This is a genomic window from Mesorhizobium sp. M7A.F.Ca.CA.002.15.2.1 (assembly GCF_003998715.1).
GTDB classification, from domain to species: domain Bacteria; phylum Pseudomonadota; class Alphaproteobacteria; order Rhizobiales; family Rhizobiaceae; genus Mesorhizobium; species Mesorhizobium ciceri.
Map to the genome: position 1 here is coordinate 1 of NZ_RZPI01000029.1, position 19,178 is coordinate 19,178.

General features: G+C 62.1%; 16 protein-coding genes. 10 read left to right on the forward strand and 6 right to left on the reverse strand.

Annotation, left to right across the window (positions count from 1 at the left end; all coding sequences use genetic code 11):
- The 6 genes from glgB to ENZ74_RS03580 all read left to right on the forward strand — a co-directional run.
- Positions 1–1,006, forward strand: a 1,006-nt coding sequence (gene glgB, locus ENZ74_RS03555) for a 1,4-alpha-glucan branching enzyme (RefSeq protein WP_127312665.1), incomplete at its 5' end; no start/stop codon positions are given.
- 52 nt (positions 1,007–1,058) lie between these two features.
- Positions 1,059–2,324 carry a glucose-1-phosphate adenylyltransferase gene (glgC, locus tag ENZ74_RS03560; protein WP_013532699.1) on the forward strand — a complete coding sequence of 422 codons (1,266 nt, stop codon included), beginning with the start codon at positions 1,059–1,061 and terminating at the stop codon, positions 2,322–2,324.
- 3 nt (positions 2,325–2,327) lie between these two features.
- Complete coding sequence (gene glgA / locus ENZ74_RS03565; protein ID WP_013532698.1) at positions 2,328–3,773, forward strand: glycogen synthase GlgA; 1,446 nt, start codon at positions 2,328–2,330, stop codon at positions 3,771–3,773.
- A 3-nt stretch (positions 3,774–3,776) separates the two neighbouring features.
- Positions 3,777–5,405 (forward strand): alpha-D-glucose phosphate-specific phosphoglucomutase, encoded by a 1,629-nt coding sequence (locus ENZ74_RS03570; RefSeq protein ID WP_127312666.1) that lies wholly within the window; start codon positions 3,777–3,779, stop codon positions 5,403–5,405.
- Positions 5,406–5,604: 199 nt separating this feature from the next.
- Entirely contained in the window at positions 5,605–7,620 is a 2,016-nt protein-coding gene (gene glgX / locus ENZ74_RS03575) for a glycogen debranching protein GlgX (RefSeq protein WP_013532696.1), read from the forward strand.
- Positions 7,607–9,229 carry an alpha-glucosidase family protein gene (locus ENZ74_RS03580; protein WP_013532695.1) on the forward strand — a complete coding sequence of 541 codons (1,623 nt, stop codon included), beginning with the start codon at positions 7,607–7,609 and terminating at the stop codon, positions 9,227–9,229. Before glgX ends, ENZ74_RS03580 begins: the two co-directional genes overlap by 14 nt.
- A gap of 10 nt (positions 9,230–9,239) precedes the next feature.
- Here ENZ74_RS03580 and ENZ74_RS03585 read toward each other — a convergent pair whose 3' ends face one another.
- Together ENZ74_RS03585 and ENZ74_RS03590 are read right to left on the reverse strand one after the other, a co-directional pair.
- Positions 9,240–11,021, reverse strand: a complete 1,782-nt coding sequence (locus ENZ74_RS03585) for a TadG family pilus assembly protein (protein ID WP_013532694.1) — start codon at positions 11,019–11,021, stop codon at positions 9,240–9,242.
- On the reverse strand, positions 11,022–11,435 hold the full coding sequence (locus ENZ74_RS03590) for a TadE/TadG family type IV pilus assembly protein (RefSeq protein WP_174299092.1): 414 nt from the start codon (positions 11,433–11,435) through the stop codon (positions 11,022–11,024). It lies immediately after the preceding gene.
- Positions 11,436–11,847: 412 nt separating this feature from the next.
- Between ENZ74_RS03590 and ENZ74_RS03595 the strand changes: the two genes are divergently transcribed.
- From ENZ74_RS03595 to ENZ74_RS03610, 4 genes are all read left to right on the forward strand, one after another.
- Complete coding sequence (locus ENZ74_RS03595; RefSeq protein ID WP_013532692.1) at positions 11,848–13,440, forward strand: peptide ABC transporter substrate-binding protein; 1,593 nt, start codon at positions 11,848–11,850, stop codon at positions 13,438–13,440.
- Between the two features lie 164 nt (positions 13,441–13,604).
- The gene (locus tag ENZ74_RS03600; protein ID WP_013532691.1) at positions 13,605–14,528 is read left to right on the forward strand and encodes an ABC transporter permease subunit; all 924 of its coding nucleotides are present in this window, start codon (positions 13,605–13,607) and stop codon (positions 14,526–14,528) included.
- Positions 14,521–15,645 carry an ABC transporter permease subunit gene (locus tag ENZ74_RS03605; protein WP_013532690.1) on the forward strand — a complete coding sequence of 375 codons (1,125 nt, stop codon included), beginning with the start codon at positions 14,521–14,523 and terminating at the stop codon, positions 15,643–15,645. Before ENZ74_RS03600 ends, ENZ74_RS03605 begins: the two co-directional genes overlap by 8 nt.
- Positions 15,646–15,692: 47 nt before the next feature.
- Positions 15,693–17,312 (forward strand): ABC transporter ATP-binding protein, encoded by a 1,620-nt coding sequence (locus ENZ74_RS03610; protein ID WP_013532689.1) that lies wholly within the window; start codon positions 15,693–15,695, stop codon positions 17,310–17,312.
- A gap of 33 nt (positions 17,313–17,345) precedes the next feature.
- Here ENZ74_RS03610 and ENZ74_RS03615 read toward each other — a convergent pair whose 3' ends face one another.
- The 4 genes from ENZ74_RS03615 to ENZ74_RS03630 form a co-directional block, all read right to left on the reverse strand.
- The gene (locus ENZ74_RS03615; protein WP_013532688.1) at positions 17,346–17,690 is read right to left on the reverse strand and encodes a hypothetical protein; all 345 of its coding nucleotides are present in this window, start codon (positions 17,688–17,690) and stop codon (positions 17,346–17,348) included.
- 223 nt (positions 17,691–17,913) lie between these two features.
- Positions 17,914–18,354: a hypothetical protein gene (locus ENZ74_RS34340; protein ID WP_063167694.1), complete on the reverse strand. Its 441-nt coding sequence runs from the start codon at positions 18,352–18,354 to the stop codon at positions 17,914–17,916.
- Between the two features lie 6 nt (positions 18,355–18,360).
- Complete coding sequence (locus ENZ74_RS03625) at positions 18,361–18,576, reverse strand: hypothetical protein (protein ID WP_024503705.1); 216 nt, start codon at positions 18,574–18,576, stop codon at positions 18,361–18,363.
- A gap of 207 nt (positions 18,577–18,783) precedes the next feature.
- A complete protein-coding gene (locus ENZ74_RS03630; RefSeq protein WP_013532685.1) occupies positions 18,784–19,074 on the reverse strand; it encodes a hypothetical protein in 291 nt (96 codons plus the stop codon).
- Positions 19,075–19,178 lie beyond the last annotated feature (104 nt).

Here is a 19,178-nt window from a genome sequence, read left to right on the forward strand (position 1 = left end):
AGACAGGTTCTGGGCCGAGAAATACCATGTCGACGGTTTGCGCGTCGACGCGGTCGCCTCGATGCTCTACCTCGACTATTCACGCAAGGCCGGCGAATGGATCCCCAACGAGAAGGGCGGCCGCGAGAATCTCGAGGCGGTCAGCTTCCTGCAGAAGATGAACAAGGAGGTCTACGGCCATCATCCGGGCGTCATGACCATAGCCGAGGAATCGACCTCATGGCCGAAGGTCTCGGCACCGGTGCATGAAGGCGGCCTCGGCTTCGGCTTCAAGTGGAATATGGGCTTCATGCACGACACGCTGGAGTATTTCTCCAAGGAGCCGATCTTCCGAAAGCACCACCACAACGACCTCACCTTCGGCCTGACCTACGCCTTCTCGGAGAATTTCGTGCTGCCGCTCTCGCATGACGAGGTTGTGCACGGCAAAGGCACGTTGCTTGGCAAGATGGCCGGCGACGACTGGCAGAAGTTTGCGACGCTACGCGCCTACTACGCTTTCATGTGGGGCTATCCCGGCAAGAAGCTGCTTTTCATGGGGCAGGAGTTCGCGCAGCGCCGCGAATGGAGCGAGGCGCGCGCGCTCGACTGGAACCTGCTTGAATTCCGGCCGCATCGCGGCGTTTGGCAGACGGTGCGCGATCTCAACTATCTCTACCGTTCGCGCCCGGCGCTGCATGGCCGCGACTGCGAACCGGAAGGGTTTTCCTGGCTGATCGTCGACGACAGCCAGAATTCGGTTTTTGCCTGGCTGCGCAGCGCGCCGGGCGGCAGCCCGGTGGCCGTCATTTCCAATTTCACGCCGGTGCCGCGCGATAATTATCGCGTGCCGTTGCCGACATCAGGCAAATGGCGCGAGATCATCAACACCGACGCTTCTGAATATGGCGGTTCCGGCAAGGGCAATGGCGGCATGGTCGAGGCACGGGCGGAGGAAGGAAGCATCGCCGCGACGATGCTCTTGCCGCCGCTGTCCACGATCATGCTCGAGCTCGTCGCCGACTGAACCCATCGACACTGAGTAACATGTCGAGATCGAGTAACTTGGGAGGGTAGAAATGGCAGACTTGAAACGGACCCAGCCGCTGGCGCGCGATGCCATGGCCTATGTATTGGCCGGCGGCCGTGGCAGCCGCCTCAAGGAACTGACCGACCGGCGTGCCAAGCCGGCCGTCTATTTCGGCGGCAAGACGCGCATCATCGACTTCGCGCTCTCCAACGCGCTTAACTCCGGCATTCGACGCCTCGGCGTTGCCACCCAGTACAAGGCACATTCGCTGATCCGTCATTTGCAGCGCGGCTGGAACTTCCTGCGCCCAGAGCGAAACGAAAGCTTCGACATCCTGCCGGCCAGCCAGCGCGTCTCGGAAACGCAGTGGTATGAGGGCACGGCTGACGCCGTCTATCAGAACATCGACATCATCGAGGCCTACGGACCCGAATACATGGTCATCCTGGCTGGCGACCACATCTACAAGATGGACTACGAGATGATGCTTCGCCAGCACGTCGACGCCAATGCCGACGTCACCGTTGGCTGCCTCGAAGTGCCGCGCATGGAAGCCACCGGCTTCGGCGTCATGCATGTCGATGGCAAGGACAACATCATCGCCTTCGTCGAAAAGCCCGCCGATCCGCCCGGCATTCCCGATAAGCCGGAGTTTGCCTTGGCCTCGATGGGCATTTACGTCTTCAAGACCAAGTTTCTGATGGAGCAGTTGCGCCGCGATGCGGCCGAGCCGGGCTCGAGCCGCGACTTCGGCAAGGACATCATCCCCTATATCGTCCAGCACGGTAAGGCGATCGCGCACCGCTTCGCCAAGTCCTGCGTCCGTTCGACCGCCGAGAACGAGGCCTACTGGCGCGACGTCGGAACGGTCGACGCCTATTGGGAAGCCAATATCGACCTGACCGATATCACGCCGGAACTCGACCTCTACGACCGCGACTGGCCGATCTGGACCTATGCCGAATTGAAGCCGCCGGCAAAGTTCGTGCATGACGAGGATGGCCGCCGCGGTTCGGCTGTGTCTTCGCTGGTTTCGGGCGATTGCATCGTCTCGGGGGCTTCGCTGAAAAAAAGCCTGATCTTCACCGGCGCGCGCATCAATTCCTATTCGACGCTCGAAGAAGTCGTCATGCTGCCCGACGTTCATGTCGGCCGGAACGCAAAGTTGAAGCGCGTGGTCATCGACCATGGTGTTAGGATACCGGAAGGGCTGGTGGTCGGCGAAGATCCTATTCTCGACGCCAAGCGCTTCCGCGTTTCCGAAAAGGGCATCTGCCTGGTCACCCAGGACATGATCGACAAGCTGGGGCTCTGACGCATGCAGGTTCTGTCGGTCACGCCGGAAATTTTCCCGCTCATCAAGACCGGTGGGCTTGCCGACGTGACCGGCGCGCTGCCCATTGCCTTGGCGGCCAAGGGCGTGACCGTGCGCACGCTCATGCCCGGCTTTCCGACCGTCATGGCTGCCTTCAAGAAAAAGCGGGCGGTTCTGCAATACCCCTTGCTGCAGGGCGGCAAGGCCTCTGTCCATTCCGTCCAACTCGCCGGGCTCGAACTGTTCGTGCTCGATGCGCCGCATCTGTTCGACCGTCCCGGCGGCCCCTATGGCAATGCGACCGGCGTCGACTGGCCAGACAATTGGCGGCGTTTCGCGGCGTTGAGCCAGGTCGGCGGCGACATCGCCGGCGGCGCCATCTCGGGCTACCAGCCCGACATCGTGCACGCCCATGACTGGCAGTCGGCGATGACGCTGGCCTATATGCGCTATGGCAAGGCGGTCGGCGTGCCTTCGATGATGACCGTCCACAACCTCGCCTTCCAGGGCCAGTTCGGCGCCGGCATTTTCGGCGAGCTTGGCTTGCCGGCGGCGGCGATGGCGCTCGACGGCGTCGAATATTATGGTGGTGTCGGCTTCCTCAAGGCGGGCCTGCAGGCCGCCTGGGCGATCACCACGGTCAGTCCGACCTACGCGCAGGAAATCCGCTCGCCCGAATTCGGCATGGGCCTCGACGGCCTCATCAACATGCGCTCCAGCGATCTCCATGGCATCGTCAACGGCATCGACACCGGCATCTGGGATCCGGAAACCGACAAGCATCTGGTGTCCAACTACACGGGCAGCACGCTGAAGGCGCGCGCACCCAACAGGGCTGCCGTGGAGGATCGCTTCAGCCTTGAGCGCGATGACAGCCCGATCGTCTGCGTGGTCAGCCGCCTGACCTGGCAAAAGGGCATGGACATATTGGCGCTGGTGGTCGACGGCATTGTCGCGACGGGTGCGCGGCTCGCCATCCTGGGATCGGGCGATGCCGGTCTCGAAGGCGCGCTGCTTGCCGCCGCCGCCAGGCATCGCGGCCGCATCGGCGTCGTCGTCGGCTACGACGAGGGGCTGTCGCACATCATGCAGGGCGGCTGCGACGCCATCGTCATCCCCTCGCGCTTCGAACCGTGCGGGCTGACGCAGCTTTACGGCCTGCGCTATGGCTGCGTGCCGGTGGTCGCGCGCACCGGCGGCCTCGCCGACACGGTCATCGACGCCAATGAGGCTGCCGTCTCTGCCGGCGTCGCCACCGGCTTCCAGTTCGCGCCCAACAATGGCGGCGCCTTGCTGCACGCTATCCGCCGCCTCGTCGACGCCCATGCCAGTCCGACGGTCTGGGAATCACTGCAGCGCCAGGGCATGAAAGCCGATGTGTCGTGGGACAAGAGCGCGGAAAAATACGTCGAACTCTATCGTTCGCTGCTTTCGAAAAGGGTTGCCTGAAGCATGATACGGACCGTTCCCACCAAGCCTTATTCCGACCAGAAGCCCGGCACGTCGGGCCTGCGCAAGAAGGTGCCTGTCTTTCAGCAGGAGCACTATGCCGAGAATTTCATCCAGTCGATCTTCGACGCGCTCGACGGTTTCAAGGGCAAGACCCTGGTGATCGGTGGCGACGGCCGCTTCTACAACCGCGAGGTCATCCAGAAGGCCATCGCCATCGCAGCCGCCAACGGCTTCGGCAAGGTGATGGTCGGGCAGGGCGGCATCCTGTCGACGCCAGCCGCTTCGCATGTCATCCGCAAATACAAGACCTTCGGCGGCATCATCCTGTCGGCCAGCCACAATCCGGGCGGCCCGCATGAGGATTTCGGCATCAAGTACAATGCCGGCAATGGCGGCCCGGCGCCGGAAAAGCTCACCGACGCGATCTTCGAAAAGACCAAGGCGATTTCGAGCTTCAAGATCGCCGATATCGATCCGATCGACATCGACACAACAGGCACGGTCAAGGCCGCCGGCATGACGGTCGAGATCATCGATCCGGTCGTGGACTATGCCGCGCTGATGGAAAGCCTGTTCGATTTCGACGCCCTGCGCAAACTCTTCAAGTCCGGCTTCCGCATGCGCTTCGACGCCATGCACGCGGTGACCGGTCCCTACGCCAAGGAGATCCTGGAAAACCGGCTCGGCGCGCCCAATGGCACCTGCCGCAATTTCAAGCCGCTGCCGGATTTCGGCGGCCATCACCCGGACCCTAACCTCGTCCATGCCAAGCACCTCTATGACGAGATGATGGGACCGGACGCACCGGATTTCGGCGCCGCCTCGGATGGCGATGGCGACCGCAATCTGATCATCGGCAAGGGCATTTTCGTCACCCCGTCGGATTCGGTCGCCATGCTCGCCGCCAATGCGCGTCTGGCGCCCGGCTACAAGGCCGGTTTGAAAGGCATTGCACGCTCGATGCCGACCAGTGGCGCGGCCGATCGCGTTGCTGAAAAACTCGGCGTCGGCATCTATGAGGCTCCGACCGGCTGGAAATTCTTCGGCAATCTGCTCGATGCCGACATGGCGACGATCTGCGGTGAAGAGAGTGCCGGCACCGGCTCCAACCATGTCCGCGAAAAGGACGGCCTGTGGGCGGTGCTTTTGTGGCTCAACATCCTCGCCGCGCGTGGCGAAAGCTGCAAGCAGATCGTCACCGAGCACTGGGCGACCTACGGTCGCAACTACTATTCGCGGCATGATTATGAAGAGGTCGAGAGCGACCGCGCCAACGCGCTGGTCGACGAACTGCGTGCCAAGCTCGGCTCGCTGCCTGGCACCAGCGTGCGCGGCCTGAAAATCGCCAGTGCCGACGATTTTGCCTATCACGATCCGGTCGACGGTTCGATCAGCGAGCATCAGGGCATCAGGGTTCTGTTCGAAGGTGGTTCGCGGGTCGTCTTTCGGCTGTCCGGCACCGGCACGTCGGGCGCGACGTTGCGCGTCTACATCGAGCGCTACGAGCCGGACAAGTCTCGGCACGATCTCGACACCCAGGCCGCCCTTGCCGATCTGATTGCCGCGGCTGACGATATTGCCGGGATTCACAGCCATACCGGCCGCCCCAAGCCGAGCGTGATCACTTGAGAGTGGCTGCGCGCGTTTCACCTTCTCCCCTTGTGGGAGAAGGTGGCCGAGCGAAGCTCGGTCGGATGAGGGGTGCTCCAGCTTGGCGCAAACCGATGTCCAGATCACTAACGCCGCGTTCCTTTCAACACCCCTCATCCGTCTCGGCGCTGCGCGCCGATCCACCTTCTCCCGCGAGGGGAGAAGGTGAGGCGCGGGCATGACCCAGCTCGGCGCCACAGTCACCCGCGAAGGCATCCGCTTTGCCGCCTGGTCGCAGGCCGCCCGTCGGCTTTGGGTCTCGATCTTCGACGAGCAGGGCATGCGGGAAATCGAACGGCTCGAACTGCAGCGGGAAGGCGAGGGCGTCCACGCGCTGTTCGTTGCAGGTCTTGGCTCCGGAACCCGCTACGGTTTCCGCGCCGACGGGGACTATGCGCCGGAGCATGGACTGTGGTTCGACCCCGACAAATTGCTGACCGATCCCTACGCCGTCGAGATTGACAGGCCTTATGCCTATGACTGGCGGCTGGCCGATCGCCGGGGCGAGGGGGGCGATACCGCGTCGCTGATGCCGAAGGCGATCGCGGCTGCGCTACCGAAGCCTGTGCAGGCTGCGCCGCCGCTCTTCCGCGCCGGCGGCCTGGTCTACGAAATTCCGGTGCGCGCCTTCACCATGCTGCATTCGGACGTTCCCGAAAAATTGCGCGGAACAGTCGCCGCACTTGCTCAACCGGCGATCGTCGAGCACCTGAAAAAACTCGGCGTTGGCGCGGTCGAATTGATCCCGGTGACCGCGTCGATCGACGAACGGCATCTGCCGCCGCTCGGGCTGCGCAACGCCTGGGGCTACAATCCCGTGACGTTCATGGCCCTCGATCCGCGCCTTGCGCCGGGCGGCATCATGGAACTGCGAAACACGGTCGCTGTGCTGCGCCAGGCTGGTATCGGCGTCATCCTCGACCTCGTCTTCAACCACACCGGCGAGAGCGACAGGCTTGGTCCCACGCTGTCGCTGCGCGGCTTCGACAACCAGGCCTACTACCGGCACACACCTGATGGCAGGCTGGCCAACGACACCGGTACCGGCAACACAGTCGCTTGCGACCATCCTGTGGTCCAGGAGATGGTCCTCGACACGCTTCGCCATTTCGTCAGGGATGCCGGTGTCGATGGCTTCCGCTTCGACCTCGCTCCCATTCTGGGGCGGGTCGAGGGCACATTCGATGCCGAGGCGCCGCTGCTGAGAGCGATGCGCGATGACGCACTGCTGGCCGATCGCGTGTTGATCGCCGAGCCGTGGGACATCGGCCCCGACGGCTATCAGCTCGGCAATTTTCCAGCGCCCTTCCTCGAATGGAACGACAAGTATCGCGACGATGTAAGACGGTTCTGGCGTGGCGACGCCGGCATGGTCGGCGCCCTGGCGACCCGGCTCGCCGGTTCGTCAGATGTGTTTGCCGCGAACGGGCAAGGCGCCAGCCGCAGTGTCAATTTCATCGCCGCCCATGACGGCATGACGCTCGCCGACATCGTGCGCTACGAGCGCAAGCACAACGAAGCCAATGGCGAGCAGAACCGCGACGGCCACAATGAAAACCTGTCCTGGAACAACGGCGTGGAAGGTGATGCGGACAACCCGGCCGTGGCAGCGGCTCGCCAGAACGACCAGCGCGCTCTGCTCGCCGCGCTGTTTGCCTCGCGCGGCACCATCATGCTGACCGCGGGCGACGAATTCGGCCGCACCCAGCAAGGCAACAACAACGCCTATGCCCAGGACAACGAGATCACCTGGCTCGACTGGGCCGGCCGCGACCAGGCGCTGGAGCGCTACACGGCGGAACTCTCGAGGCTGCGCCGATCGATGCCGGCGCTTTCCGACACAAGCTTCCTCACTGGCCAGCCGCCGGCAGGTTCGGAGATACCGGACGTCGCATGGCTTGCTGAGACGGGCGCGCCGCTCGATGAACAGAGCTGGCAGGATCCGCAGCGGCACCGTCTTGTCATGGTCCTGAGTGGCGCCAGCGATGACGACCGCCGTCTTGCGGTGCTTGTCAACGGCGATCGCCGGGCCTGCATGTTCACCTTGCCTGAACGAGACGGATTCTTCTGGGCCCCAGCTATCGAAGCGCCGGATGCGGCGGATATCTCGCGGCCAATATCCGGGCGGACGATGATCTTCATGATCGAACGAGCGCAGGCCGGCACAAGGGAGAAGCGCAATGGCGGCGAGTGACAAGAAGGGATGGTGGCGCGGTTGCGCCATCTACCAGATCTATCCGCGCTCCTTCCAGGACACGACCGGCGATGGCAGCGGCGATCTCGCCGGTATCACATCGAGGCTCGCCCATGTCGCCTCGCTCGGTGTCGGCGCCATCTGGCTGTCGCCTTTCTTCAAGTCGCCGATGGCCGATATGGGCTACGACGTGTCGGACTACTGCGATGTCGATCCGATGTTCGGCACGCTCGAGGATTTCGATGCGCTGGTCGCCGAGGCGCATCGTCTCGGCCTGAAGATCATCATCGACCAGGTGCTGTCGCATTCATCCGACAAGCACGACTGGTTTGTCGAAAGCCGCGCCAGCCGCGATAACCCCAAAGCCGACTGGTATGTCTGGGCCGATACCAAGCCAGATGGCAGCGCGCCAAACAACTGGCTCTCCGTCTTCGGTGGCCCGGCCTGGGAATGGGATTCTACCCGCCGGCAGTATTACATGCACAATTTCCTCCCCTCGCAGCCCGATCTGAATTTCCACAATCCGGAGGTTCAGGACGCGCTTCTGGAAACTGTGCGCTTCTGGCTGGAGCGCGGCGTCGACGGTTTTCGGCTCGATACGGTCAATTACTATGTCCACGACCGCTGGTTGCGCAGCAATCCACCCTTGGCATCAAGCGTCGCCGGCACCAACAGCGAGACCAACACCTACCTTTACCAGGAGCACCTGTTCGACAAGACGCAGCCGGAAAACCTGGCGTTCCTGCGCCGCTTCAGGGCGCTGCTCGACGAATATGACGACCGCGCCGCCGTCGGCGAGATCGGCGATGAAGGCCGCTCGCTGCAGACGCTCGCGGCCTACACTTCAGGCGGCGACAAGCTGCATATGTGTTACACCTTCGACCTGCTCGGTCCGCAGTTCTCGGCTGCGCATGTGCGTGGCTGCGTCGAAGCCTTCGAGGCGGCCGTCTCCGACGGCTGGGTCTGCTGGGCCTTCTCCAACCATGACGTGGCGCGCCATGTCAGCCGCTGGACAAGGCCGGACAGCGAGCCCGACGCGGTCGCAAGATTCTCGATCATGCTGCTCGCCTGCCTGCGCGGCTCGATCTGCCTCTACGAGGGCGAGGAACTCGGGCTGGAGGAGGCGGAGCTGGCCTATGAAGATCTGCGCGATCCCGTCGGCATCCGCTTCTGGCCAGGCGTCAAGGGCAGGGATGGGTGCCGCACGCCGATGGTGTGGGAGGCCGGCGCCGACAATGCAGGCTTCTCCACGGCCAGGCCCTGGCTGCCGATACCGGCCAGCCATCGCGCTCGCGCCGTTGACGTCCAGAATGCCGACACGGTCTCTGTGCTCGCGTCCTACCGGGCTGCGCTGGCCTTGCGCGGGGAGCATGAGGCGCTGATATCCGGCTCGATCCGCTTTCTCGACGCCAAGGGTGACCTGCTCGCTTTCATCCGCGACGGCGGCGGTGAAAGACTGCTCTGTGTCTTCAATTTCGCCGGAGGACCGGCCAATTGGCCGTTGCCGGGGGACATCGGAGCGGTTGCGCAGCTGGATGGCAATGCCGCGGTCGTCGAGACTGAGCTTTTGCTGCCAGCGCTCGGAGCCTTTTTGGGCAGGCTCGACTGATATCCCGACGTTACTGCACCAGCACGGCACGTCCGCATGTCGCGCCGGTGACCCGGACATCGGCCACGCCGAGATGCACGCCGAGCGTATCGAGTAGATTGTAAAGCAATGTGTCGACTGGTGCGGTCACGGTTTTCAGAAGCGTCGTCACAGCTGGCTTCACGGTGCCGAGCAACGCCGTTACGTCAAGCCCGAGGATACCAAGCGCATTGACGGAAAGCGACAACTTGTCGACCAGTGACGTTGTCAGCGTCTGGGTAATGTCCCGTGTCGGCGTCGTCTTGATGGTTTTGGCGGCGATCTCGGTTTTGTTGAAGACCAGGTTGGTCGGGCTGACGTTGGTGATGTCGGCACCCGCCGAACCCTTCACCAGTATTAGCGGGATTTTTAGCAGCAGCAGATTGAGGCTGACATCCGCGATGTTGGCGTCGGAGAACGACTGCGGGTTGCTGAAATCCGCGAAGGCGGTGGGGCTGTTATCGGCATCGCTGGCGGCAAGGTTCACCGCCGCGATGCCGGGCTTCGCGGCAATGGTAACCTTCAGGCTGTCGGGGCCGGTCGGGCAGTTGATGTCGGTCAGCTTGGCCTCGGCGTAGGCTACTTCGACATTCAGCGGCAGCTTGACCGACAGCAGGCTGATACCGCCGCCCAGGTTTGGGTTGCCGACGCCGACCGTGACAAGCAGCTTAATGCGCGTTTGCGCGGTGCGAACCACGGTGCCGGCTTCTCCAACCGCCAGCCATGGCGAGGATTGCGGTGGTTCGCCGATGGCGATGGCGAGCGTGGTCGACAGCACCCCGGGAATGGTGGCTCCGAGGGCGACGTCGACCTGTTTTGAACCGTTTGCCAGTCCGGCGGCGGCCGTCAGCATTCCCAAGGCGCTGGCGTCGACGCCGAGGCCGGCGGGCCTTTGGCCGAGGCCCAACTTGCCGACGGAGCCGAGATCGACCAGATGACTGAGCGGGATCTGGACCGTGCTGGTCGACTTGGACGCGATCGTCTGCAGGGCGACCTTGGCCGTGTTGCCAAGCCCAGGCACATTGGCCATGGCCGTGGCGATCTGGCCGACGGTCGCCTTCGATGCCAGCACATCCGAATACGAGACGCCGGTCAGGTTCAGCTGTGTGGCAAGGCCGTCCACGAAGGAGAGCACGCTCACATCCGCGGAGATCAGCGCGTTGTAGTCCATGACACTGAGCGAGATGTTGCTGCCGAGCAGTCCGCCGAGAAGCGCGTTGAGGATACCGCCATCGAGGCTGGCGAGCCTCGATCCGACCGAGAATGTCGCCTGTGGCGTCATGCTGGCGGTGGCTTGGGTGCCGATGACGGGAGTGGGGATCAGGGAACTCGCGAAATAGCGGGCGGGGATCTTCTTCAGGGTGACACGGACGGCATTGTAGGGGGTTATGCTGGCCTGGAAACGCTGGCCCACATTGGCCCCGGATGCCACATATCGCCCGGGCGTGACCGTCACGACGGTTTTGCCGACCGCCGGCTCGATCGTCTGTCCCGAGCTTTGAACGACAACCCCTGGCATGCCGTTGTCGGTCAGCGTGGTAACGACCGCTGTATTGACATTGGTCATGTTCGAGGCGGCGGTGATCGCCGCCAGATCCACCATTGCCTGCGCTTCGCGGCGCTCGGTGTAGATCGAGGCTTCGTCGATGGCCACTGCGGCCAGCGCCAGCGCCACCGGCGCGCTCAATGCCGCCATGACGGTGAAGTTCGCTTTCCTGTCACTCAGCATCAACCGGGCAAGCCGACCGATCCCATTGCACGCATGCAGCAGCATTCAAATGCCCCCGACCCTGATCGTTGACTGGCGCCTGATCGTGGTCCCGGGCATGGCTATGCCCGGGAAAAGGTTCCAGATCGGCAGGTTGCGGGCGTCGTATTGGATGGACACCACGAACTGGCTTCCATCGGCCGTGCTGTCGTTGGCCTGGTAGGTCAACTTGCTGACATCCACGAAGGGATATCCGCCGGCATTGTTGGTGACGAAGCTGGTTACGAGCGTTTGACGTTCGGTCTGGTTCAACCCGGCAATTGCCGTGCGGGCGGCATCCGCTGCGATCTGCTGGATCGAGTTGGCGGCGCCGAAGTATATACCGTATGCAACCATTCCGAGTAGAAGAAGAATGAAAATCGGTGAAAGCAAGGCAAATTCAACCGCAGAGGTACCGCGCTCTTCTTGAAAGTTCCGCATTAGTTGACGGATTTTGGGCAATTTACTTGCTCCGTTACTCATAGCCGCCGCGCGTCTGAAGCTCGAACCGTATAGAAGGTACTCGTAATGTAACCTCAGGTTGCTTAAGAACGCATTAAGACATTCCGGCAAACTGGCATGGCTCCCGATTCGCGGTGAAAAATAGCGTCGAGGTGAAGAAACCAAGTCAAGCTTTTGGTTTCGGCTGGTGTTTCAGCGGCCACACCATAGCTTTCGTCCGCCTTACTTTGGGTGACCCAGAGAGTCTGTTGAAATAAAAATTCTCCGCGTTAGTGTCTGGGCACGAGCCGCAGGACGGGAACCAGCGGCGCGCTCAAAGGGGTCAGATATCGGCTCCAGGGCGTCAACACTTAATAGGCGCGCCAACGGCGGCGCCGACAGGGAGAACTTCATGCTGAAAAACATGCTGAAGGCGACTGTGTTCGCCACGACGATGACGCTGGCCGCCGGGACGTTCTACACGCAGGCCTTTGCCGAGACCGTCTATAACAGGGGCACCGCCGCTGAATCGGAGTCGGTCGATCCGCACAAGACCTCGACGGTTTACGAAGCCAATGTCCTGCGCGACCTGTTCCAGGGCTTGGTCATGCAGGACCAGAAGGCCAATCTCATTCCTGGTGCCGCCGAGAGCTGGACGGTTTCGGACGACGGAACCGTCTATACGTTCAAGCTGCGCAAGGACGGCATGTGGTCGGATGGCAGCCCGGTTACGGCTGACGATTTCGTCTATGCCTTCCACCGGCTGGAGGATCCGGCGACCGGCGCCGAATACGCCTCGATGCTGTATCCGGTAAAGGGTGCGGAGGACGTCAACACCAAGAAGGGCAAGCCTGAGGACATGGGCGTCAAGGCGATTGACGCAAATACGCTGGAGGTCACGCTGAAGGCGCCGACGCCCTACTTCCTGGAGATGCTGACCCACCAGGCGACCTATCCGGTGAGCAAGGCCTCCATCGAAAAGCTCGGCGCCGATTGGATCAAGCCCGGCAATCTCGTTTCGAACGGCGCCTATACGCTGGCCGAATGGGTTCCCAACGATCATATGAAGCTGGTCAAGAACCCGAAATTCTGGGATGCGGCGACCGTCAAGTTCGACGTCGTCAACTACATCCCGACCGAGGACCGCTCTTCGGCGATGAAGCGCTTCGAGGCAGGCGAACTGGACAGCTACGACGACCTTCCGACTGAACAGCTCGCCGATCTCAAGACCAAGTTTGGCGACCAGATCCACGTTGGACCGTATCTCGGCACCTATTATTATGCGATCAAGACCGACAAGGCGCCGTGGGATAATGTAGAGCTGCGCAATGCCATCTCGATGGCGATCGACCGCGACTTCCTCGCCGAAAAAGTCTGGCAGAACTCGATGCTGCCCGGCTATTCAATGGTGCCTCCCGGCATCGAAGGCTACACGCCGGCAATGGCCAAATATGCGGACATGCCGCAGATCGACCGCGAGGATGCGGCCAAGAAGATCCTCGAGAAACTCGGCTATACGCCCGAAAAGCCGCTGAAGATGGAAATCCGCTATAACACGTCGGAAAACCACAAGAACACTGCGGTGGCGATCCAGGAACAGCTGAAGCCGCTTGGCGTCGACGTCACGCTGCTCAACACCGACACCAAGACCCACTACTCCTTCCTCGAGCAGAAGGGCAACTATGATCTGGCACGTGCCGCCTGGATCGCCGATTACAAGGATCCGGAAACCTTCCTCGGCATCTCGCGCAAGGCCAGCGGCAACAATTATTCGGACTACAACAGCCCGGCCTATGAAGCGGCCATGGACAAGGCGGCCGCCGCCGGGGGCAACCCCGAACAGCGCATGAAGGAACTGGCCGACGCCGAACGCATCCTGGTCGACGACGTCGGCCAGATACCGCTCCTCTATTACAGCTACCACGATATCGTCTCCTCGAAGCTGCATGGCTTCGTCGACAACGTGATGGACGTGCATCCGTCGCGCTTCGTCAGCAAGGACTAACCCTGGCCAAGCCACCGCGCCTTCCAGGCGCGGTGGCGATGGTTTGCCATCGCATCGGCCCGGGTACCGGAATTCGATTTCGGCAAATGTCGGTGCGAAGATTTGAAAGCTGGAGCGCGGCCGTCCAACTGGACGCGCGCGGCTCTGGATCAAGCGGGGCACCGATGCTGCGATACGTATTACGGCGGCTTCTGACCGCCATTCCAACGCTGTTCGTCATCGTGACAATGGCGTTTTTCCTGATGCGCGTCGCGCCGGGCGGTCCATTCAACCAGGAGCGGGGGCTCAGTCCCGAGATCAGGGCCAATCTCGAAGCCCAGTTTGGCCTCAACGACCCGCTCTGGCTGCAATTCGTCCACTATCTCGGCAATCTGTTGCGCGGCAATTTCGGCCCGAGCTACAACATGCCGGATTTCACCGTCACCGAACTGTTCGCCAAGGGGCTGCCGATTTCGGTCCAGCTCGGCGCCTCGGCGCTTGTCCTGGCGCTGCTGCTCGGTTCCGTGCTCGGCACCATTGCGGCGCTCAATCAGAACAAGCTTGGCGACTATACGGTGATCGCGCTGGCGACGGCCGGCAGCACCATCCCAACCTTCGTCATCGCGCCGGTGATCCAACTCCTGTTCGGGCTGACCTGGAGGCTGCTGCCGATCGGTGGGTGGGGCGATGGCGCTTTCATCAACAAGGTCGGTCCGGTGCTGACGCTCGCCCTGCCGCAGATCGCCATCGTCGCCCGGCTGATGCGTGGCTCGATGATCGAATCCTTGCGGTCCCACCACATCCGCACGGCGCGCGCGCTGGGCCTGTCCGACTGGTCGGTGGTGGTCAAGCATGCTTTGCGCGGCGCCATCCTGCCGATCGTCTCCTTCACCGGTCCGGCGGCGGCGGCACTGCTGACCGGCTCGGTCATCGTCGAGACGATCTTCTCCATCCCAGGCGTCGGCCGCTATTTCGTCGATGCCGCGCTCAATCGTGACTACACGCTGGTGATGGGAACGGTGGTGGTGATCGCCATCTTTACCATTGTCTTCAACCTGATCGTCGACGTCATGTACGCGGTCGTCGATCCGAGGGTGCGCTATGACTGACATCGCGGCCACAGTCGCCCCCACCGTCATCGGCCGTTCGCTCTGGGGGGATGCCTGGGCGCGGCTCAAGGCCAATCGCGCCGCCATGTTCAGCCTGTATTACCTTGCCCTGATCGGTGTCGTCAGCGTGTTCGGGCCGTGGTTCGTGCCGCATCAATACACCACCATCTATGCCGACTATGTGCGCATGCCGCCAAGCCTGTCAGCCTATCCGAAGGCCGACATGATCGAGACGGCGCTCACCGAAGCGATCAAGCGCATGCGGGTCGACATCAAGGAATGGCGGCAGGAAGGCAACCAGGTCTTCGTCACCGTCAAGTCGACCAGGCCGATCGACGATCGCAACATCCGCTATCTTGACCGATCCGATGCCTTTGACGACACCAAGATCGAGAGCAAGTCGCCGGACGGTCTCGAAGTGACGATGAGCGCCTCGATCAAGCAGCAATATTTCCTGTTCGGCACCGACAACACCGGACGGGACCTGTTGTCGCGCACGCTGATGGCCGGGCGTATATCGCTGGCCATCGGCCTGCTCGCGGGCGTCGTGGCGGTGGTCATCGGCGTGGTCTACGGGGCCGCTGCCGGTTTTGCCGGAGGCAAGGTCGACGAGGTGATGATGCGCATCGTCGACGTGCTCTATTCCTTGCCCTTCATCTTCTTCGTCATCATGCTGGTGGTGTTCTTCGGCCGCAACTTCGTGCTGATGTTCCTGGCCGTCGGCGCCGTGCTGTGGCTCGACATGGCGCGCATCGTGCGCGGCCAGGCACTGTCGATCCGCCGCCAGGAATATGTCCAGGCGGCGGAAGCCATGGGCGTCGGCCAGCGCGGCATCCTGCTGCGCCACGTCATCCCCAACCTGCTCGGCCCGGTGGTCATCTACATGACGCTGCTGGTGCCGCAGGTGATCATCCTGGAAAGCTTCCTATCGTTTCTCGGCCTCGGCGTGCAGGAGCCGATGACCAGCTGGGGCGTTCTGATCTCGGTCGGCGCCAAGAACATCGGCACCGCCAACTGGCTGCTCCTGTTCCCCGCCTTCTTCCTCGTCTCGACGCTGTTTGCGCTGAACTTCGTCGGCGACGGCCTGCGCGACGCACTCGACCCGAGGGATCGCTAAGATGGGGATCGCTAAGATGCGGGTCGATAAAGAGGGGGACCGCTGAGATGGCTGCTTCCGAAACGATCCTCAGCGTCAAGGATTTGCGTGTCCGCTTCCGCACGCTCGACGGCGCCGTCGAGGCGGTCAAGGGCATAAACATCCATGTCAAATCGGGCGAGACCGTTGCCGTGGTCGGCGAATCCGGCTCCGGCAAAAGCCAGACGATGATGGCGGCGATGAGCCTGCTGGCGTCGAATGGCGAAGCGACAGGCAGCGTCGACTATCGTGGCCGCAATCTTCTAACACTCAGCAAATCCGAGCTCAACAAGGTCCGTGGCCGCAAGATCAGCATGATCTTCCAGGAGCCGATGACTTCGCTCGATCCGCTCTATTCAATCGGCAACCAGTTGATCGAACCGATCCGCCGGCATCGGGGCCTGAATGTCGCCGAGGCGCGTGAAGAAGCGCTCAAACTGCTGCGGCTGGTGCATATTCCCGATCCCGAGCGGCGGATGAAATCCTATCCGCACGAAATGTCGGGTGGCCAGCGCCAGCGTGTGATGATCGCGATGGCTCTCGCCAACGACCCTGACATATTGATCGCCGACGAGCCGACGACGGCGCTCGATGTGACCATACAGGCGCAGATCCTGATGCTTCTGGCCGAATTGCAGCGCAAGCTCGGCATGGCGATCGTCTTCATCACCCACGATCTTGGCATCGTCCGCCGCTTTGCCGATCGGGTCTATGTCATGCGCCAGGGCGAGGTTGTCGAGGAGGGGGAGGCGGAGGCCATCTTCGTCAACCCACAGCATGCCTACACGAAAATGCTGCTGGCGGCCGAGCCGACCGGCAGCAAGGCGCCGCCGCCCGCCAACGCCCCAGTGCTGCTCGAAGGCAGGAATGTCGAAGTGACGTTCAGGATCGGCGGCGGGTTTCTTGCTGGCGAACCGCTGATGCTGCGTGCAGTCGATCACATCTCGATCCGGCTGCAGCGCAACCAGACCATCGGCATCGTTGGTGAATCCGGCTCGGGCAAATCGACTCTTGGCCGCGCCTTGCTGCGGCTGTTGCCGAGTGACGGGCTCATCCGTTTCGGCGATCGCGACATTTCCCAAGCCGACAGGCAGGCGATGCGGCCGCTGCGGCGCCAGATGCAGCTCGTCTTCCAGGACCCGTTCGGCTCGTTGTCGCCGCGCATGACTGTCGGCCAGGTCATCACCGAAGGACTTCTGGTGCATGAGCCTGACCTTTCGGGCAAGCAGCGTGATCAACGCGCGGTCGAGGCCTTGCGCGAGGTCGGCCTCGACCCCAACGCCCGCAACCGCTACCCGCACGAATTCTCCGGCGGTCAGCGGCAGCGCATCGCCATTGCCCGCGCCATGATCCTGAAGCCCAGGCTGGTGGTATTGGATGAGCCGACTTCGGCGCTCGATCGCTCTGTGCAGAAACAGATCGTCGAACTGCTGCGCAAGCTGCAGGCGGACCACGAATTGTCCTATCTCTTCATCAGCCACGATCTGTCGGTCGTGCGCGCCATGGCCGACTACATCATCGTCATGAAACAGGGCAAGATCGTCGAGGAAGGGCCGACCGAGGCGATCTTCAGCAATCCGCAGCACGCCTACACACAGACGCTGATGGCCGCCGCGATCGACGTGACGCGATTTCGCCTGAGCGCCTGAACCGGGCTCTGCACCGAGGCGTTGGCTGTCCGCTCAATTCGCGGACCTCTGGCACTTGCGCGCTCGCACGGCGGCAATGGCATCCTGTTGCTGCTTAAGCCGGTCGATCCTGGCTGTTTCACGGTTGGCTACCGCGGTCTTCACGCGTGAGCCGCCGAGCAGCCAGCGTGGAACATTGGTGTTGGCGACCTTGCCGCGCGTGATTGCCGTTTGCGAGATGTCACGGGCGACGTCTCCCATCGCACTGTTGAGGTCGGTGCACGTCATTGAATCGTATTTCGCCGGATCGACGGTTCTGCCGAGCGATGAACAGCCAGCGACGAGAACCAGCGTCATCACAAGAATCAAGGGCGGGGCTGTGGTTGAATTCAAATTCATGTCGCACTCGGCCCGCCGTTTCACTCATTCCATCAGGTCCATCGACCCTAGAGCCGACGGGCCTTTTCGTCAAAATATGCGGCCGCGAAGCAACCTGCCACAGGGTTCGGCCATGCGGGCCGACGGCAGGAACATCCCCAGTCTGAATTGCTATCTGCCGGGTGTGGAGTTCAATCGCTGGCAAACGGAGAGTGCCGGTTCCGGCGACGTCGAGGCGGCTTTCCTAAGCTGCTTCGGCCACCAACGTCGACGGGGGACCGCCGAGCACTGTCTGAGCGATCTCGGCGTCATTTTCATCGACATGCGCCGTCACCAGGACGACGCCCTCGGCCACGTCCTGATCATCCGCCTTCATGGCGTGCAGGGCGAATGTTCCAAACAGACCGCCGGCAACGCCGCCACAGACCGCGCCAGCCACCGCTGTTGGCAATACGCTCGCAGCAACAGGATTGATGCCAACTGCCGCAACGACGCTCAGACATGCCAACCCGCCGGCAGCAGCGCCCAGTACCGATCCCAAAGCGGAAACCCAAACAGATCCTGTCTCGTCATTGTAAGGCCCGATGATCGCGATCTGTACGCGAGGAATTCCGGCCGCCACCAAGTCGCTAGCGACCCGCGTCGCATCGGCGTGGGAATCAAAAAGTCTGCTAATCGTCGGCATGGTCGCTTAACGCTTCGGGCTGTTCAGCAGCGTGTCGGTGAGGAATGACGCGGCAATCAGGTCGTCAACCTCGATTCGGCCCTCGCCGCCCTCCATGATGGCCGCGACCTTCTGGAAGGTCTTCATCTCGTCTTCGGTAATCTGGGCTTGCTGCATCCTGGCCTTGATCTCTGTTACTCGCGTGCTCAGGGCATCGGATCGTTTGGTCTCACGGTTCGACATGCTGCTGCTCTTGGTTTCATCGATCATTTTTGCCCGCCACCCCGAATTTGGGGCAAGCGCATGCGTTTCCAACCTGGACTTCGGTCGGGCAGGGGTCAGACCTAAGTCTGGCTAGGGGCAATTGTCTTGCCGACGGTGCTGCCAAAAGCATGATCAAAGGGCCTCTCGTGGCCCGATTCCTTCAAGAATCGGGCCGGAGATCTGTGGTCAGTACCCGTCGTTCTCGATCACCACGGGATGGTGCCGATGGTGGTGGCGATGGGTGGAAACGGAACCTGTCACGACAACGGTATCGCGGTGATGATGCCGGCGCCCATGGTCGTAGAACGCCACAGTACCATGGCGGCGGTGGTGCAAGCGCTGACCGTCTTCGTTGATGATCTTGACGCTGCCGTGATGTCGATGATGGGTTCTAACAACCACATCGGCTTCGGCTGCCGAAGCCACGACGGGCAGTCCAATGGAAATCGCCAACGCGCACATGATCATTGTTTTCATTGCAATTTCTCCATTTTCTTAATTAGCCCTTCATTGGATTAACTGCCCCTGATCACTTTGGTTCCGGTGGTCCGGCATCGGCCCGAACGTTCACTGGTCATCGC

Excerpts from the sequence above, each read along its gene's own strand:
- glgC (WP_013532699.1), top strand. The coding sequence starts at position 1,059 with ATGGCAGACTTGAAACGGACCCAGCCGCTGGCGCGCGATGCCATGGCC.
- glgA (WP_013532698.1), top strand. The coding sequence starts at position 2,328 with ATGCAGGTTCTGTCGGTCACGCCGGAAATTTTCCCGCTCATCAAGACC.
- ENZ74_RS03570 (WP_127312666.1), top strand. The coding sequence starts at position 3,777 with ATGATACGGACCGTTCCCACCAAGCCTTATTCCGACCAGAAGCCCGGC.
- glgX (WP_013532696.1), top strand. The coding sequence starts at position 5,605 with ATGACCCAGCTCGGCGCCACAGTCACCCGCGAAGGCATCCGCTTTGCC.
- ENZ74_RS03580 (WP_013532695.1), top strand. The coding sequence starts at position 7,607 with ATGGCGGCGAGTGACAAGAAGGGATGGTGGCGCGGTTGCGCCATCTAC.
- ENZ74_RS03585 (WP_013532694.1), bottom strand. The coding sequence starts at position 11,021 with ATGCTGCTGCATGCGTGCAATGGGATCGGTCGGCTTGCCCGGTTGATG.
- ENZ74_RS03590 (WP_174299092.1), bottom strand. The coding sequence starts at position 11,435 with ATGCGGAACTTTCAAGAAGAGCGCGGTACCTCTGCGGTTGAATTTGCC.
- ENZ74_RS03595 (WP_013532692.1), top strand. The coding sequence starts at position 11,848 with ATGCTGAAAAACATGCTGAAGGCGACTGTGTTCGCCACGACGATGACG.
- ENZ74_RS03600 (WP_013532691.1), top strand. The coding sequence starts at position 13,605 with ATGCTGCGATACGTATTACGGCGGCTTCTGACCGCCATTCCAACGCTG.
- ENZ74_RS03605 (WP_013532690.1), top strand. The coding sequence starts at position 14,521 with ATGACTGACATCGCGGCCACAGTCGCCCCCACCGTCATCGGCCGTTCG.
- ENZ74_RS03610 (WP_013532689.1), top strand. The coding sequence starts at position 15,693 with ATGGCTGCTTCCGAAACGATCCTCAGCGTCAAGGATTTGCGTGTCCGC.
- ENZ74_RS03615 (WP_013532688.1), bottom strand. The coding sequence starts at position 17,690 with ATGAATTTGAATTCAACCACAGCCCCGCCCTTGATTCTTGTGATGACG.
- ENZ74_RS34340 (WP_063167694.1), bottom strand. The coding sequence starts at position 18,354 with ATGCCGACGATTAGCAGACTTTTTGATTCCCACGCCGATGCGACGCGG.
- ENZ74_RS03625 (WP_024503705.1), bottom strand. The coding sequence starts at position 18,576 with ATGTCGAACCGTGAGACCAAACGATCCGATGCCCTGAGCACGCGAGTA.
- ENZ74_RS03630 (WP_013532685.1), bottom strand. The coding sequence starts at position 19,074 with ATGAAAACAATGATCATGTGCGCGTTGGCGATTTCCATTGGACTGCCC.